11 protein-coding genes are annotated in these 16872 nt (G+C 54.2%); 7 read left to right on the top strand and 4 right to left on the bottom strand.

Annotation, left to right across the window (positions count from 1 at the left end):
- Positions 1 to 4 precede the first annotated feature (4 nt).
- A complete protein-coding gene (locus RAC89_RS18010) occupies positions 5 to 1327 on the bottom strand; it encodes a UDP-glucose dehydrogenase family protein (RefSeq protein ID WP_306615117.1) in 1323 nt (440 codons plus the stop codon).
- Positions 1324 to 2115, bottom strand: coding sequence for a GT-D fold domain-containing protein (locus RAC89_RS18005; RefSeq protein WP_306615116.1), 792 nt, complete (start codon positions 2113 to 2115; stop codon positions 1324 to 1326). The genes RAC89_RS18010 and RAC89_RS18005 overlap by 4 nt, the downstream gene beginning before the upstream one ends.
- A gap of 316 nt (positions 2116 to 2431) precedes the next feature.
- Here RAC89_RS18005 and RAC89_RS18000 point away from each other — a divergent pair, with 316 nt between their 5' ends.
- The 7 genes from RAC89_RS18000 (at position 2432) to RAC89_RS17970 (ending at position 8681) form a co-directional block, all read left to right on the top strand.
- Positions 2432 to 2869, top strand: a complete 438-nt coding sequence (locus RAC89_RS18000) for a hypothetical protein (RefSeq protein ID WP_306615115.1) — start codon at positions 2432 to 2434, stop codon at positions 2867 to 2869.
- Between the two features lie 5 nt (positions 2870 to 2874).
- Complete coding sequence (locus tag RAC89_RS17995) at positions 2875 to 3075, top strand: hypothetical protein (RefSeq protein ID WP_306615114.1); 201 nt, start codon at positions 2875 to 2877, stop codon at positions 3073 to 3075.
- 26 nt (positions 3076 to 3101) lie between these two features.
- The gene (locus tag RAC89_RS17990; protein WP_306615113.1) at positions 3102 to 4631 is read left to right on the top strand and encodes a glycosyltransferase family 2 protein; all 1530 of its coding nucleotides are present in this window, start codon (positions 3102 to 3104) and stop codon (positions 4629 to 4631) included.
- A gap of 14 nt (positions 4632 to 4645) precedes the next feature.
- The gene (locus RAC89_RS17985) at positions 4646 to 5344 is read left to right on the top strand and encodes a glycosyltransferase family 2 protein (protein ID WP_306615112.1); all 699 of its coding nucleotides are present in this window, start codon (positions 4646 to 4648) and stop codon (positions 5342 to 5344) included.
- A gap of 3 nt (positions 5345 to 5347) precedes the next feature.
- On the top strand, positions 5348 to 6466 hold the full coding sequence (locus tag RAC89_RS17980; protein WP_306615111.1) for a glycosyltransferase family 4 protein: 1119 nt from the start codon (positions 5348 to 5350) through the stop codon (positions 6464 to 6466).
- Positions 6463 to 7491: a polysaccharide pyruvyl transferase family protein gene (locus RAC89_RS17975; RefSeq protein WP_306615110.1), complete on the top strand. Its 1029-nt coding sequence runs from the start codon at positions 6463 to 6465 to the stop codon at positions 7489 to 7491. Before RAC89_RS17980 ends, RAC89_RS17975 begins: the two co-directional genes overlap by 4 nt.
- Positions 7492 to 7574: 83 nt before the next feature.
- Entirely contained in the window at positions 7575 to 8681 is a 1107-nt protein-coding gene (locus RAC89_RS17970) for a YheC/YheD family endospore coat-associated protein (RefSeq protein ID WP_306615109.1), read from the top strand.
- A gap of 52 nt (positions 8682 to 8733) precedes the next feature.
- On the opposite strand, the gene RAC89_RS17965 is transcribed toward RAC89_RS17970, so the two are convergent.
- Both RAC89_RS17965 and RAC89_RS17960 read right to left on the bottom strand, forming a co-directional pair.
- Positions 8734 to 11910, bottom strand: a complete 3177-nt coding sequence (locus RAC89_RS17965; RefSeq protein WP_306615108.1) for a WIAG-tail domain — start codon at positions 11908 to 11910, stop codon at positions 8734 to 8736.
- Between the two features lie 123 nt (positions 11911 to 12033).
- The gene (locus RAC89_RS17960; RefSeq protein WP_306615107.1) at positions 12034 to 16869 is read right to left on the bottom strand and encodes a WIAG-tail domain; all 4836 of its coding nucleotides are present in this window, start codon (positions 16867 to 16869) and stop codon (positions 12034 to 12036) included.
- Between the last annotated feature and the right edge of the window lie 3 nt (positions 16870 to 16872).

The following is a 16872-nucleotide window of genomic DNA, read 5'->3' as shown; positions in this document are numbered from 1 at the left end:
TGTTCTATCTCCTGGCCACGCCGATGTACTGCCAGCCGGCGCGCTTCATAGCTTCCGCATTCAGATAGTTACGTCCATCGAATATCAAAGCGGACTGCGTCTTGTGCGACCACTCGGCCCAGGGATAAGCGGAAAATTGCGACCATGACGTCGCAAGAAGCACCGCGTGAACCCCGGCAACGGCAGCTTCCGCATCCGTATATACGCTTACCCGCTCAAGCAATGAGGCGTTCGGCTGCCGGGTCCAGCGAATATCGTCGACGCTGCGTACTGTGGGATCGACCACACGAATTTGCTCCGCGCCTTGCTCCAGCAGCCGTTCGATCAGTCGAACACCAGGCGACTCACGCTGATCGTCGGTATCCTCTTTGAAGGCAACGCCAAGGACCAGCAGCGTTTTGCCTTGCAAGGGAAGCTGACCCTCCACCTTGCTTACGAACCAGTCGATCTGCGAAGCGTTGACCTGCTTTGCCTGACGGAGGATACCCAGCTCGATCTCCTGCTGCTGCGCCGAATAAAGCAGCTCATCCACATCCTTCGGGAAGCAGGAGCCGCCATAGCCGATGCCGGCATACAAGTGATGCGGCGAAATTCTCGGGTCCATCCCCATCCCCGCCGATACCGCCTGAATGTCGGCTCCAACCCGATCGGCCAGCCGTGCCATCTCATTAATGAATGAAATCTTGGCGGCGAGAAAGCCGTTCGAGGCATATTTGATCATCTCGGCGGTTTCATAATTGCAGATGAAATAAGACGTCGGGAGTCCGTCGTACAGCCTCTTGACGGCTTCTATGGCCGCTTCGTTCTCCCCGCCGATCACGGTTCGGGACGGATGAAGGGAATCCTGAAGGGCGACCCCCTCCCGCAGAAACTCAGGGTTGGATATTACATTGGCTTGATATGGCTTCCCCTCCAACCGTCGGGACAGCTCTTCTTGAATCCACCGGTTTGTGCCGATCGGTACCGTGCTCTTCGTTACTACCGTTTTGGAAGCATCAATATGGGTGGCGATGGCATCAATCACCTGCTGAAGATAGGTCAAATCGGCACCCCCGCTTGGGCTGGAGGGAGTACCGACCGAGATCATCAATAGGTCGCTTTCGGTAATGGCCCTGCGGCTGTCCGTCGTAAAGTCGATATTGCCCCGGCCCAGCACCTTCCGAAGCAGATCATCCAAGCCGGGCTCGCGAAAGGGCACGATGCCGCTGTTTAATTTTGCTACCTTAGCGGGATCAACATCATAGCCTATGACCTCATGCCCCAGCTCGGCTAAGACCAATGCCGTCGTAGTTCCTACATATCCTGAACCTATGACAGTTACCTTCAAGCCTGCTCTCCCCCTTGTTCCGTCTTGCCTTCCTGAGATTGCTCTTTTGGATCGAACGGTTTGACCTTCGGATCTCTAGTGATCATAAAAATCGCCGATTTTCCAAAGTCGATGGCAACACGTCCTTGCTCTTCCGCCAGCTTCTGGGCAAGGATCACCGCATTGACGCCGGCTGAGATGAGAACAATATCGCACTGAACGGACTTCATCTGAGCCATGACTTTTGGAATTTCTTGATAGTGAGACATTTTGATGGCTTTTATAAATTTGATATCGTACACGTTGTATTTTTCATTTACGAGCTTTTTAAAATCCTTAGCCCAACGGGAGATGAACACTACCTTCTTGCCTCTCAGCATTTCCCAAAATTCCTGGTACTCCACCATATGGCGGTTGACAAACGTATGGCATAGATCTTTAGGTTTAATATTGTACTTGGCAAAGCAGGCATCGGTCAGCGGGCGCAGGTGCGATTGTTTGGCTAGAATTTCCTTGTTTTGTTTGTGAGGAATGCCCACAAGATCCGCCTTCTTGATGGCGGCGATCATCTGATCTCGAAGCCGGGTATTCGGTAGCCTCACTCCTTTCAAATTCGTGGTCCGCGATAGCTGGGCCCACCTGGTAGCCAACACCTTACGAATGGGCCAAATTTTGTACTGGGCTAAACAAAGGTTTTCGCCGTCTCCCACGCGGACTAGGGAAAACGGCCTTTTCTCTTCCATGGCTGCCTTGATCCTCGCAATGACCTCCACCGTTTTCAGCCACTTTTTTGGTTTTCGTCGACTCACGCTGATCCCTCGCTGTTCTTTGCTCCTGTTATGAATTCCACACACTCTCATATCAGACTATGCACATGTACAGCAAAGGGCGTGGGCAAACACTATGGTTTGGTTGAACGCCTAATAGACGATTCTGTTATCACTAAGTCTTTTATATTCCAATATTTTACTTTTTCATAGACTTTCAAATCAATTTCGTACCAAAATCCACGATTGACCGTAACGGGAGCATGGTTATAGCGATACCTTAGGAGTGTACTGCGTTTCTAGTTCTGCTAAGAAAAGTCTGGAACCGTCAGTAAATAGTAGTATAGGAGGTTTTCACATGAGTTCAGATCGCGTTGTCAAGATGCTGCTAGAGATCATGGTTCGAAGAGACCGGAGAGTGGAAAGAAGAATCCGCAAGCAAATTCGCCGCCTATTAAGCGGGCTCGACAAGGATGTGAGTAAACGGGTTCGGCGTGACCTCCAGCGTCTTCTGGCCAGAACCATTCGTAACGAGGTAAGAGGTATACTCTACTCGGAGCAGTTCGCGCGCTTCCTGAGAGAGGCCATCGGCCAGCCGCAGCAGCCGCTAGCCGAGCTGGCGAGGAGGTACATGGAGGAACAAATTCCGGTTAGTGTCTTGACACCTTCCGGCTCCGTGGAGGGGATCATCACCAATGTAGGGGTAGACTTCATTGTCGTCCGTGAGCCTCGCGGATCCATTGTTGTAGTCCACCTCGACAACACCTTAGCCATTCAACCTACAGGATTGGAGTGATTGGAATGACATTTGCTGAACATCTCGCCACTTATATCGGACGTGAATTGCAAGTGTTTTTAACGGTAGATACGATCATCGGTGTTCTGGTTTCCGTCAATGCCAACTTCGCTGTTATCCGGGTCGGCGACGTTCCCGGGTATGGTACACAAGAGATCACCGTTCTGCTCAGCTCGATCTCCTATGTCCGCGTACAAAGCGTTTAATTAAACAAAAGTAAGGATGAGTAGGGATGAAGCAGGTAACGCCCCCAGAGCATACACTTTCAATCGTCGTTTTGACGGTGGAAGCTACCCCTGTTCCTTGGATTCTCGATATGACTAAGAGGTGCCGTTACCTGCGGCCCTGCGAGTTCATCGTCGTTCTTGATCGGCACAGGAAAACTGTGATCGCTCAAGCCAAAGAAGCAGGCTGCACCATTCATGCCGTCGATCAAGCCGTATCCATCGATGACCGTCGCGTTATGGGCGCAAAGGCTGCCAAAGGAACAACGGTCTTATTCTTGGAGCAGGATTGCCGGCTGGAACCGGAGCAGCTGCTCTCATTTCTTCAACCCGTTCTTTACGGGACCGCCCATGCGGTGACGCCGCACCGAAAGCCATTGCTGGAAGACATCTGCCTGCCTCAGACGGAGGAAGTATGGGCTGCATGCTTCAATAAGCTGATGAATCGCGAGGATTTGCTTGCCTGCAGTATGAATGATACACCTTATGCTCTTACGCAGCATGCCCTCTCCGTGCTGGGAACGGCTGCACTTATAAACCCCATTGCAGCTTATGCTGCTCTAATGAAAAGCGGCTTAAAGATAGCCCGTTACAGCTACTCTGCACCTGTGACGAAGCCCAGGTATACGAATTTGCAGGAGCACTGCGCTGTTCAATACGAGCTTTCACCTTATGAACGGAAGACCATTGACCGGTACCTGCAGGCCTTCGCGAGCTACATTGCCAAACCAAGGGGAGGCTTTCCTGATGGAAACCGCAGAAGGGACCTGATAGAGAAGCTCCGCAACGGGATAACTTCCTTTAAGGTCATCAGATCGAATTCTCATATGAGCACTGATACCGCTAGTCCGAATGAACGTGCCCTATCCGTCATCGTGCCGGCACGGAACGAAGAAGCGACCATAGCTCCGTTGCTGGAACAGCTTCATAGATTGGAGCCGGCGGAGTTGATCGTCGTGGTGAACGGTTCCCAAGACCGTACCTGCGAGCTGGCCTTGGCTCACGGAGCCACCGTTGTCCTCTCTTCCGAGGCGCTCGGTACCGATACGGGACGCGCACTCGGCGCCTACCACGCCACCGGGCGAATCCTTCTGTTCGTCGATGGCGATATGGTTTTGTCAGCCCATGATCTTTACCCGTTCGTATTAGCTATTCGACAAGGCTATGATGTTGCGTTAAACGATCAAAATTATCACTTGGAAAGAGAATTTCCCCTTAGGTCCATCCTGCCGTCCGTATATGCGCTTAACCTGGCCCTGGATCAGAAGCCGCTCGGCACCTCCTCCATGGTGATGGTTCCCTTCGGCCTAAGCCGTAAAGCGCTGAATGCCATCGGCTGGGAGAGCCTGCTTTGTCCGCCTCGCGCCTTGGCCGCTTGTGTGCGTCACGCTCTGCGAATCGTATTGCCGCACCGTGTGAACGTGGAGAAGGCCAACCGGTTGCGGCCGGAAAAGCATATGACAGGTACGGCGATGAATCAGATCGTAGGGGATCATATAGAAGCGCTGCATAGTATGTTGGATTACCGAAACCACTAGGGGGTGAGCGGTCAATGCTGTATCCGCGAATTCGGAATCTCGTCAGTATCGTCATTACCAACTACAACAACGGAAGCTATATACAAGAGTGCTTAGACAGCATCCGAAAACAAACCTACAACACCTACGAAATCATTATTGTGGACGATGCGTCGACGGACCATTCCAGGCAGCAAATTCTGGAGTGGGTTGAGAATCACAAGCCGTCGGAAGGCTGTAATACCTTGTTCCTGCCCCGGAACGTAGGCTTCGCCGGAGCTTTAACGATGGGCTTCTTTATGGCTAAAGGAGAATTTATCGCCGTCCAGGATTCGGATGACCTCTCGCATCCCGAGCGGTTGACCAGACAAGTTGACTATCTGCGGCAGCATCCTCATATCGACCTTGTTGGTACCAACTACGCTACCTTTAAGGATCGCATACCGGATCATCCGAAGAAGGAGACGTGGATTCATTACGGTCAAAACATTAGGGAGACATATGCCAAGGGAGGTCACTGCGTCTGCCATGGGACCATTCTGTTCCGCGCCGCCTTATTCGATATCCTAGGCGGACCGACTAGAAGAATCAAGGGCGCCGAAGACTACGAGTTTATTGTGAAATTCCTGAATCATAAATCCCAAATCGAGAATTTACCTGAGATCTTGTATTATTATCGGCTGCACCCTCAGCAAAGATCGCTTCAGTATTATGCTAAACAAAGGAGGGAGTAATCGATGAATGTCCTTATGGTATTGGACAGTATGGCAAGCGGCGGAACCGAAACCCACGTGCTGAGCATAGCCAAAAAGCTTAAGGACTTGGGTATCCAAGTGGTTATTGTCGGGAACCCCGGCTCTTTTGAAACTGTCTATAGTCGTTTTTTCAAAACCTATCTGACTGATTACGATTGGAGCAAGGCACCTGAACAAGAGTGGATCCGCAAGTACAAGGCCATTATGACCAAAGAGCGCATCTCTCTTGTTCATGTTCACCAGACGCCTTCGGGACTGCTTGCAGCCATTGCCGCGAAGGAGCTGGGGATTCCGCTCTTGTTTACCGTGCATGGCACCTATTACCCCAAGGGTGAGCTCATTCGGCTGTTACAGGAAGCGAGTGCCGTTATCAGTGTAAGCAATCCGATTCAAGAATACCTTCAGGGCCTGGGCTTTGCTTCCCAAGTGATACCCAACGGCGTGGATATTGCCGAATACTCGCCAACGCCTGCCGATCCTGCTTTGCGCGAACGCTTCGGCATCTCGAAGGATGCGTTCGTCCTCTTATATGTCAGCCGATTGGCCTGGCAGAAGGGGACGATTTGCAAAATGCTGCTGCGCGCCGTCAAGGAGCTTCACATCGCCAACCATACCCAGTTGGAGGTACTCGTGGTAGGGGAAGGCCCTCAATGGCCGGAAATCCGGGAGCTCTCCACCCGTATTGAACAATATCTGAACCGGAAGTTTATCCACTTGGTCGGTCAAAGCACGGAAATGCCGGACTTTTACCGGATGAGCGATGCCGTCGTCGGCACCGGAAGAGTTGCGCTGGAGGCCATGGCATGCGGAAAGCCGGTGCTTGCCGCAGGTAATCACGGATTTTTCGGCTGGGTGGAGCCCGGCGTTTACAGGCTCGCCTGGGATTGCTACTTTGGAGATCATCAGTCCTTGCGAAGCTGTACTCTCCCCGTGATGGCGGAAACGCTGCGCAGAGGCTTGCATAATACAGCGCATCTCCATAAGGTAGGTCAGGCCGGACGTGACTGGGTGCTGGAAGCCTTCAACGCGGAGATCATCAGCAAGGAAATCGCGAAGGTTTATGAGCAGGCAATTCAAGATAAAGGCAGGTCGATGGAATGAAAAGCATTTTATATTTAGGCTGGATCGGCTTCAATAATCTCGGCGATGAGCTCTTGTGGCGCGTCTTCGAACATAAGATGAAGCAATACGGCGAGGACAAGGGCCTTCAGGCGATTCCTTCCCTACCCGGCACTCCCTACAAGGAAGTAGGCAATTATGATGCTGTCGTCATGGGAGGAGGCTCGCTGCTCATCCCGGGGTATATTGATCTGTTATATAAAGCTCTACAAGCCGGTAAACCGGTCATGGTATGGGGAAGCGGCTTCGATACGATGGAGAAGGCAGGGGCCGGGAGCTTCCCGACCTATTCGGCGGCCATGGCGGAGCAGCTGACTTCCATCGCCCAAGAAGCCGTCTACTTCGGCGTTCGGGGCCCTTGGACACATAAGGTGCTGGAGACCTCCGGTATTCCGATGGATCACATACGGATTAGCGGGGATCCGGGCCTGCTGCTTCGCCACGAGCGTTCGAACCGTCCGGCGGAGAAGACGATCGGCATCAACTGGGGAACGACCTATAACAAGCTGTACGGGGGCAATGAGCGGCACTTGGAGGATGAGCTTGTCCAATCTGCAAAAAAATGGATACGTGACGGCTATCGAATTTATATTTATTCCATGTGGGGACCGGACCGTGAGCACAGCAGCCGGCTCGCCGCCAAAATCGGGCATTCGGACCGGGTGACTTTGGAAAACCGCCTGCTGAACGAGCAAGAGGTCATGGAAACGATCTCGGGCTTTGAGTTCACCGTCAACTTTAAGCTGCATGCCAACATTATTTCCCACGCAGCCGGAGTCCCTTTCATCTGTTTGGGCTACCGCTTCAAATGCTTCGACTATGCGCAATCCGTTGGACTTACCAATTATATTGTCTCTACGGATGCTCCAGATCTTCACTTAGAGCTTGAGAAGGTCTCCCTCCGTATCGGGGCGAACCGGAAAGCCATTATCGATAAGATGGCACATTATCAGAGGATTTACCGGGAGAAGCTCGAGCAGCCCTTTCGGGATTCTGTTTGGTCATAAGCCCTTAAGCGTTTACAGCCGTTGGCCTATGGCTTTCGGGCCTTTTTTTCATATACTAATGCAAATGGAAAGGAGTGATATCCATGCTTCCTCCCTATGTGGGTATTCTCGTCAATGACCGATTGTACCACGGCATTCCATCGGGAAAAACCCATTATGAGGAAATCGCCTTGTATGAGCAGTTCTGCGCCAAATTCGGCACGCAGCCCTGTTTCTTCCGGCTCCAGGATTACAAACGGGGAGCTGCTGAACTGAAGGCGCTTGTGTGCCGTGACGGCAGCTATGTGGAGCAAAGCATTCCTGTGCCCAAAGTCATTCATAACCGGGCTATATATCCCGGCAAGAAGGAAAAGAGGATGCTGGAGGCTTGGGCGGACAGAGGATATCGGCTCTTTAACCGCTGGAACCGCTACGGTAAGCTGTATATCCACCGTTTGCTCTGGTCACATCGGACCATGCGGCCTCATTTGCCCGAAACCATGCGCGCCACCAAAGAGAACATATTAGGAATGATGAGCAGCTTCAACTCGCTGATCATTAAACCCGACCGGAGCAGCATCGGCCGGGGCATCATGAAGCTTTGGCGAACGAAGAAGGGCTGGAAGCTTTCCTATCCGGCTGCCGCCAGCATCAGCAATACCACTTGGCATACCATTAGCTGGAGAGGCTTCCGGCTTCCCAAAGTGCTTCTGCGCAGAATCGGAAAAACCAAATATATCGTGCAGCAATGCTTGCTACTCGCTGCCTACGAGGGTCGTCCCTTTGACCTTAGGGTGTCCGTCCAACGCGGGGCTAACGGAGAGTGGCAGGTTACAGGGATGATCGCAAGAGTGGCGGCGAAGGATGCTTTCCTTACGAACGTGGGGCAAGGCGGGACACCTTATCAGGTAGAGCCGCTTCTGCAATCCGTTTACCCCGATGGGAACGTGGATTGTCTTATCGCAGGGATTGAGCGGTTTGCGCTGGACGTGGTGCTTCTCCTCGGTAACAAGATGCCCCACCTTGCCGACCTGGGCCTCGATATCGGGCTGGATCAAGAAGCCAAACCGTTATTCATTGAATGCAACGGCAAGGATCAGCGTTACACGTTAAAGCAGGCCGGGCTGGACGATGCTTGGAAAGCCACGTATGAGAACCCCATGGCTTATGCCAGCTATTTGCTGAAGAACGGCTCTTTCAATAAGCAATGAAACGGACTGCTCCCTCCGCTTCAGCCGCGTTCCCGGGGAACAGTCCGCTTTTTTAGTTGATATAGCCTACCGCATTCCAGTTAATTACTCCGCCGAGCTCCGGCGAGAAACGGGTTCTAATGATTTGTATCGTCACCGAATCCGTTTTCTTCTCCTTAATGCTGGCGTAACAAGCGGGATGGTCCGTAGTGGCAACAAGGGTGTACTGGGCATCTGGGAAGGGCTCTTCAAGCGGAATCGTCAGCTCCATGCTTTCATCCTCCAGCTTGAGCTGGAAGGGACACAGACCGAACTGCTGAAGCACGGGTCTCCTTACCGTCTGAACGGGGATGAAGTTCAGCTTGTCGAGCCCTATGCTGCGGTCCTTCAGATGCCGCTCCTCAATAACCTCAGGCGGCAGCTTGGCGCCCGTTACACTGGCATCCGCCAGTTTGGCCTCCGTGACGGAACCGTCGGCCAGTTTGTCTGACGTTACCGAAGCTCCTGTAAGATGAAATCCGGATACCGTCCCTGGTGCCAGCTTCTTCTCCGTCACGGCTGCGTCGGAGATATGGTTTTGCGTAACGCACCCATGAGCCAGATGCACTCCGGTTACCACCCCTTCCCGGATATGGCTTCCCCCTATCGCACCGGGCTTCACTTTTCTAGAGGTCACACTCTCGTCGGCCAGCTTCTCCTGTATCACCGCCCCGTCCTTCAGCTTGTCGGCGCCTACGGCAGCGTTCGCCAGCTTCTCTTCACTTACGGCACCGGGTGCAAGCTTCTCCGGCGTGACCGAATCCTTACATAGGTTAATGCTCTTGATACAATCCTCCGCCAGCTTCTCGCCTGTAATCGTCCCTTCCTGCAGTTTATCGCCAGTGATGGAGCTGAAGGCAAGCTTCTCTCTGCCGACAGCACCGTCTTGAAGGTGATGCCCTGCAACGGCACCGGGCTTTAGCTTGCTGCCGCTCACACTACCTTCGGCCAAGCTCTTCTCGGTAACCGCAGCTTCCGAGAGGTGCTCCTTGCCGACGGAGGAGATGCCCAGCTTCCGGGAGGTAATAGCCTCATCCTTCAGCTTTTCCGTCGTTACCGCTGCATCGGCAAGCTTCTCCGTGACCACCGAAGCGGGTGTCAGATGCTGTGAGGTGACCGCGGACGGTGCGATTTTATTCGAAACAATGGCTTCATCAGCTATCGTATCCGTGGTCACGGAGGAAGGAGACATATGCTCCGTCCGTACGGAGGAGGAGGCCAGCTGTTCCGAGGTCACGGCCTGTTTGGCAATATGCCCGGCAAGAATAGCTCTATAAGCTATATGCACCGATTCGACGGAGCCTGCAACGAGATGAGAAGAGGTCACCGCATCCGCAGCCAGCTTATCCGAGGTAATGGCTCCATCACGGACATGTACGTTCATTACGGCTTGAGGCCGAATGTGCCCGGCACCGATTTGATTATCGGAGATATGTTCGGCGATCACTGCGCCCCGGTCCAGATGGCCCGATTGAATGACCTGGTTGCCGATGTGAGCCGAGGTGACGGCAGACGGTGCGATTTTATCCGAGATGACGGCTTCGTCAGCTATCGTATCCGTTGTCACGGAGGAAGGAGACATGTGCTCCGTGCGGATGGAGCAGGAAGCCAGCTGTTCTGAAGTCACGGCCTGTTCGGCAATATGTCCGGTAAGGATCACCCGCTCAGCTATATGCACCGATTCGACGGAGCCTGCACCCAGATGAAACGAGGTCACCGCATCCGCAGCCAGCTTATCTGAGGTGATAGCTCCATCACTAACATGTACGTTCAGCACGGCTTGAGGCTGAATGTGCCCGGCACCGATTTGATTATCGGAGATATGTTCGGCGATCACTGCGCCCCGGTCCAGATGGCCCGATTGAATGACCCGGTTGCCGATGTGATCTGAGGTGACGGCAGAGGGTGCGATTTTATCCGAGATGACGGCTTCGTCAGCTATCGTATCCGTAGTCACGGAAGAAGGAGACATGTGCTCCGTCCGGATGGAGCAGGAAGCCAGCTGTTCTGAGGTCACCGCCTGTTCGGCAATATGTCCGGTAAGGATCACCCGCTCAGCTATATGCACCGATTCGACGGAGCCTGCACCGAGGTGTGAAGAGGTCACCGCATCCGCAGCAAGCTTATCTGAGGTTATGGCTCCATCACGGACATGTACGTTCAGTACGGCTTGAGGCCGGATGTGCTCGGCACCGATCTCGTTAGCGGAAATATGATCGGCGGCTACCGCGCCCCGATCCAGATGGCCGGACTGGATAACCCGGTAGCCGATGTGGTCCGGTCTTACGGCGCAAGGCGATAGCTTCTCCGAAGTGACCGATTGCTCGGCCAGCTTAGGGGTCGTTACGGCCTCATCCGCCAGTATCCAAGTTTGTACAGCCCCCTCTCTCAGCTTCGATGAGGTTACCGCCTCCTCCGCCAGCTTGGCGGTGTCAATGCATTCGTTGGCCAATAACTCCGTATGAATTTCACCGATATGGATCTTATCCGCCGTAATCGACCGGTCCGCAAGCTTCTCTCCGCTGATGGACTCATCCGCCAGATGCTTCATCTGAATGGAGCCGTCCGCGATCTTGATGGAATCAATGATTTTGTCCGCCAGCTTCTCCGGGGTAATACTGCCTTCCTTCAGCTTCTCTCCACCAATGGAGCCGTTCTGAAGTTTGTTTCCCGCAATCGAGAGATCGCTAATGTGCTCGTTTGAGATGGACTCCAGCGCTATTTTGGGACCCGTCACAGACCGGTCCGCAAGCTTGGATGAATCCACCGCGTAGTCTGAGAGAGCAGGCGTCCCGATGCTGCCCGGTTTGATTTTGGTTGCATCGATCGAACCGGCGGCCAGCTTCTCCCTTGTGACGGCTTCATCGGTGATATCATCAGAGTAGATAAAAGGTTTCGGACGGTTCGGCAGCTTGCGCTCCTTCACAAGCAGCAAGGGCTCGGACGGCTTCTTTTTCTCCCGATAGCCGGCATCCCCCTTCTCCAGGACGACGACCGTTTCCACAGGCAGTATACTTGATTGTTCCACCAATACCGCTTCGTGAATCCTGGCGACCGGCCCGACCGGCTCCGGTTCCGGCTCCAGCACAGGCGGTTCCTTGCTCGGCATGGATGACGGACTCTTAGGCGGCTCATCCAACCAGCTCAGTTCATTGATTCGAGAACCGAGCGGCCTTGGTCTTGTCGAAGAAGATTTTCTCCTTTTCTTCATCGGATTGCTCCTTCCATACACCTAGTTATTGGTAACATATGCATTTACCCAGGCAACAGTCACAGTTCATCCTGAAAAAAAAAGGCTTCGCACCCGGCAAGGGTACGGAGCCTAAGCCTAATGTTATTTGCTGCCGATCGCAATCCAATTCAATATTCCGTTCAAATCCGATGAGAACTTGTTACGTACGATCTGGACGACGGCATACTGCGGATCCTTGCTTAGGACGATGGCATAACAGGCGGCATGATTCGTTGAGGCAACACAAACATAGTTCTCATCCGTGAAGGCTTCCTCCAGCGAAACTCGGATTTCTATCGATTGATCCTCCGCTTTAAACTCGAAGGGCACCAATCCATACTGCTGCAATGTTTTGGCCTTGACGGCCTGCACCGGTTGAAAATTCAGCTTATCGACGCCTACAGATCCCGCTGCCAGCTGGTGGCCCGTCACCGCCCCTTGGGCCAGCTTCGCTGTCGTCACTGCGCTGTCAGCGATCGCTTCGGCTGCAATCGCACCCGTTTGGAGATGTGCGGCCCCGATAGAAGCCTCAGCAATTTTCTCCCCGGTGATCGCTTCATCCGCCAGCTTCGAGCCGGTAACCGCTCCCTCCGCGATATTAACGGTCATGACCGCTCCGCCTTGAAGATGAATGGATCGGATGGAGCCCGCTTTGATTTTACCGCTGGTCACACTTCCGTCTTCCAGCTTTCCTTCCGCGATCGCTCCGTTCGGTATCTTATCGCCGGTTACAGCACCCGCTGCAATATGATCACTTACAATCACACCGTTTTGCAAATGAACAGCGGTGATCGCGCCGGCTTCAATCTTATCGCTCCGCACACTGCCGTCGGCAAGGATATCCCCGGCAACGGACCCTTTCTGCAGGTGGGCCGCTCCCACGGCGCCCTCCGCCAGCTTCGATCCGTGGACGCTGCCGTCCGCCAGCTTCGATTGCGTTACCGTCCCATCCGCGAGAATATCGCCTTGAACGCTGCCGCTTTGCAAATGAGCTGTTCCAATCGCTTCGGCTTGAATTTTTGTACCGTCTACGCTGCCGGCTGCCAGCTTAGCGCCGGTCACTGCCTCTGGCGCCAGGATTTCTCCTATAACAGCACCCGCTTGCAAGTGAGCCGAGCCGACGGCACCTTCGGCGAGCTTCGCGCTCGTTACCGTTCCATCCGCAAGGACAGCTCCGGCAACGGCTCCGCTCTGAAGCTGTGCAGTCCCGACAGCGCCGGGCTTCAGCTTGCTGCTGCCGACCGACCCGTCCGCCAGCTTCCCTCCTGTGACAGCACCGTCGGCCAGCACCTCCTCTGTGATACTGCCTTTCTGCAGGTGGACCGCTCCGATCGAGCCCGCTTCCAGCTTGCTGCCGCTGATGCTTCCATCCGCCAGCTTCGCACTGGTCACAGCGCCGTCGGCCAGCTTGATCTCTGTGACCGCACCGTTCACAATATGGCGGTCACGTATCGATTTCGCAGCCAGCTTCTCCGCGGTTACGGCACCTTCCTCAAGCTTGGAGGTTGTTACGGCTTCGTCCGCAAGCTTGCTGCCCGTGACCGCACCATCCTTGAGCAAATCGCACGAAACTACCCCAGGCTGCAGATGGCGGGCATCGATGAGGTTCGGCGCCAGATGCTCGGAGCGAATTGCCCCATGTGCGATCTTGCTGCCGGTGACGCTGCCCGTTGTAAGCTTCGATTCGCTAACGGCTCCGTCCAGAATGCTCTGGCTCGCTACCGCTCCTTCGCGGAGATGCTCCGTTCCGATAGCTCCCGATTGCAGATGCTTCGCTCCAACCGCCCCTAAACTCAGCTTATCGCTGTCCACGCTACCGTCGGCCACCTTGGCGCCTGTAACGGCACCATCCGCAATGACGCTATCGATTACGGCCCCTTTGGCCAAATGCTCGGAGCGGACGGCGTGCTCCTGCAGCTTATCAGCCGTCACGGCACGGTCCGCGATTTTGCCCGAAACAATCGCGCCGTCGGACAGCTTCTCCGTTCGTATCGCTCCATCTGCAATTTTGGTTTCGGTGATGGCCGCATCCTGAAGCTTATCGCTTGATATGGAAGCGTCGCATAGCTTCTCGGTGTTTACGGAACCGGAGGCAAGCTTCGTCCCGGTTACAGTCCCATCGGCCAACAACACGCTCGTCACGGAGGAGACAACCGTTTCCACACTCTGCTGAATGCTTTGCTTAAGCTGATCGGCCAGCTTATGCTCCAGATGGAGTGCTGAGATCGTACCCGGAATGATATGATAGCCGGAAATGGACTCCTGCATAATATGCATGCCGTCAATGGTATTGTCCTTGATCTTATTGCCCGTAATAGCGCCTTCATCGATATGGCTCGTGTTGACCGCTCCCGCGGCAAGCTTCGAAGAAGTGACGGAGTTATCGGACAGCTGCGCCTCGGTTACGGCCCCCTGTGCGATATGCTGGGTTCCCACGGCGTTCTGCCCAAGCTTATTGGAGGTTACGGCCCCGTCCTGAAGCTTCTCTTCGGTAATAGCCCCGTTGACGACATGCTCCGACCCTATGGCTGCCGCCGCAATGTGCTCGCTCCCCACTGCGGATTTCGCGATGTGGGCTGCGGTTATCGCTTCGCCGGCAATATGGCCCGTTTGGACGGCCTCCTGCTGCAGCTTTCCGGAGGAAATGGCTTGGTCGGCGATATGAACTTCCGTTACCGCTCCCAGGCTTAGCTTGGAGGACTCAATGGAGCCGTTGGACAGATGAACCTGTGTGATCGCATTCGGCGCAAGCTTTGAGGAGGTCACGCTGCCTTCAGAGAGCTGCTCCTCGGTTACGGCCCCCTGTGCGATATGCTGAGTTCCCACGGTGTTCGGCCCAAGCTTACTGGAGGTTACGGCCCCGTCTTGAAGCTTCTCTTCGGTAACAGCCCCGCTGACGATATGCTCCGACCCAATGGCCGTCGCCGCAATGTGCTCGCTCCCTACTGCGGTTTTCGCAATGTGGGCTGAGGTTATCGCTTCGCCGGCAATATGGCCCGTTTGGACAGCCGCCTGCTGCAGCTTACCGGAGGAAATGGCTTGGTCGGCGATATGAATCTCCGTTACCGCTCCCGGGCTTAGCTTGGAGGACTCAACGGAGTTGTTGGACAGATGAACCGGCGTGATCGAATTGGGCGCAAGCTTTAAGGAAGTCACGCTGCCTTCGGACAGCTGCGCCTCGGTTACGGCCCCCTGTGCGATATGCTGAGATCCTACGGTGTTCGGCCCAAGCTTACTGGAGGTTACGGCCCCGTCTTGGAGCTTCACTTCGGTAATAGCCCCGTTGGTGACATGCTCCGACCCTATGGCTGTCGCCGCAATGTGCTCGCTCCCCACTGCGGATTTCGCGATGTGGGCTGCGGTTATCGCTTCGCCGGCAATATGGCTCGTTTGGACGGCCGCCTGCTGCAGCTTACCGGAGGAAATGGCTTGGTCGGCGATATGAATCTCCGTCACCGCTCCCGGGCTGAGCTTAGAGGAGCTTACCGCGCGAGGAGACAAGTGGTTCTCCCCCACCGAACCCGCCGCCAGGTGCTGACTGCCAACGGCATCCCTCGCCAGCTTGGAGGAGGTAACCGATGCGTCCTCGAGCTTATCGGTCGTTACGGCCCCATCCGCCAAATGCTCTGTCGCAACCCCCTCATACTCGATATGTTCGGATAGTACGGCACCATCCGCAATGTGATGCGACAACACCGATTCGAAAGCCAAAATATCGGAAGTAACCGCTCCTTCGACGAGTTTGTTGGTCACTATGGAGTTGTTGGCTATCTTGTCTGAGGTAACGCTCTGACCGGCCAACTGACGATTGCTTACACTGCCGTCAGCAAGTTTATCCGATGTTACCGCCCCATATTGGATATGCCCCGAAGCGATAGAGCCTGGAGCAAGCTTCTCCCCGGTTACGGCCCCAGCACTTAATTTGGAAGCGATCACTGCGCCGTCGGCTAGCTTCTCTTCGGTGACTGCTTGATCCGCCAGCTTCTGCGGCAAGACAGCTCCGTCAGCCAGCTTCCCGGCATGAATGACTTGATCTGCAAGCTTGCTTGCCGTCACAGCGCCATCGGCCAGCTTATTCTCCGATACAGCCTCGTCACGCAGCTTCTCCGCCGTTATGGAATCATCGGCGATCTTGGCCGTATCGACGGATGCATTGGCCAGATGAACGCCCTCTATAGCTCCGCTTTTGATTTTATCCGAGGTGACCGCTTGATCCTGAATGAGTTCCTCCGATATCAATTGCTCGGATAAATGCTTAGCCTCGATCGACCCCTCGGCTATCTTAACGGAATCAATGATCTTGTCAGCCAGCTTCTCCGACGTAATGCTGTTGTCGAGCAGCTTTTCTCCGGGAACCGATCGGTCGATCAGCTTGCTTCCCGAAATGCTTTGGTCGCCGATATGCTCGTTTATGATGGAGGAACGTGCAATTTTCTGCTGGGTTACACTATGGTCCGCCAGCTTAGAGGTAACGATGGCAAAATCTACGATGAGCGGAGCTGTAATCGTGTTCAGCTTGATTTTCTCCCCGCTGATCGCCCGGTTGGCAACCTTCTCCTGCGTAATCGCCGCATCGGAAATATCATCGGTATAGATAAACGGTCCTTGCTTTACAGGGAGCTTACGGGTAAGCAGCTGTTTCTTATTCGGATTGGCTTCAGGTTCCGAAGTGATTTCCGGCAGAGAAACCGGCTCCGGGACCGGCTGCTCCATCAGCTGAGTAGAGGCGGCACGCGCTTTTTCTTCTTCTTCCACTTGGCCCCGGGGAAGTGCAACGTCGGGCTCTTCAACCGTGTCTTGCGGCACGATGATATCATAGGTTGGCGACTTTATTTCATGTTCATCCAGATAATCCAGGAAACTAAGCTCATTGATGTGACTTGATTTTTTTGTCCGAGACGGCTTTTGTGCCCATATTTTTCCTTTTTGCCTTTTCATAGA

The organism is Paenibacillus sp. GD4, from assembly GCF_030846225.1.
Lineage (GTDB): Bacteria > Bacillota > Bacilli > Paenibacillales > NBRC-103111 > Paenibacillus_G > Paenibacillus_G silviterrae.
The sequence above is the reverse complement of the archived record's forward strand: the minus strand, read 5'-3'. Positions and strand labels throughout refer to the sequence as shown.

Coding starts and splice junctions, on each gene's coding strand:
- RAC89_RS17985 (WP_306615112.1), top strand. CDS start 4,646: ATGCTGTATCCGCGAATTCGGAATCTCGTCAGTATCGTCATTACCAAC.
- RAC89_RS17990 (WP_306615113.1), top strand. CDS start 3,102: ATGAAGCAGGTAACGCCCCCAGAGCATACACTTTCAATCGTCGTTTTG.
- RAC89_RS17995 (WP_306615114.1), top strand. CDS start 2,875: ATGACATTTGCTGAACATCTCGCCACTTATATCGGACGTGAATTGCAA.
- RAC89_RS18000 (WP_306615115.1), top strand. CDS start 2,432: ATGAGTTCAGATCGCGTTGTCAAGATGCTGCTAGAGATCATGGTTCGA.
- RAC89_RS17970 (WP_306615109.1), top strand. CDS start 7,575: ATGCTTCCTCCCTATGTGGGTATTCTCGTCAATGACCGATTGTACCAC.
- RAC89_RS17975 (WP_306615110.1), top strand. CDS start 6,463: ATGAAAAGCATTTTATATTTAGGCTGGATCGGCTTCAATAATCTCGGC.
- RAC89_RS17965 (WP_306615108.1), bottom strand. CDS start 11,910: ATGAAGAAAAGGAGAAAATCTTCTTCGACAAGACCAAGGCCGCTCGGT.
- RAC89_RS17960 (WP_306615107.1), bottom strand. CDS start 16,869: ATGAAAAGGCAAAAAGGAAAAATATGGGCACAAAAGCCGTCTCGGACA.
- RAC89_RS17980 (WP_306615111.1), top strand. CDS start 5,348: ATGAATGTCCTTATGGTATTGGACAGTATGGCAAGCGGCGGAACCGAA.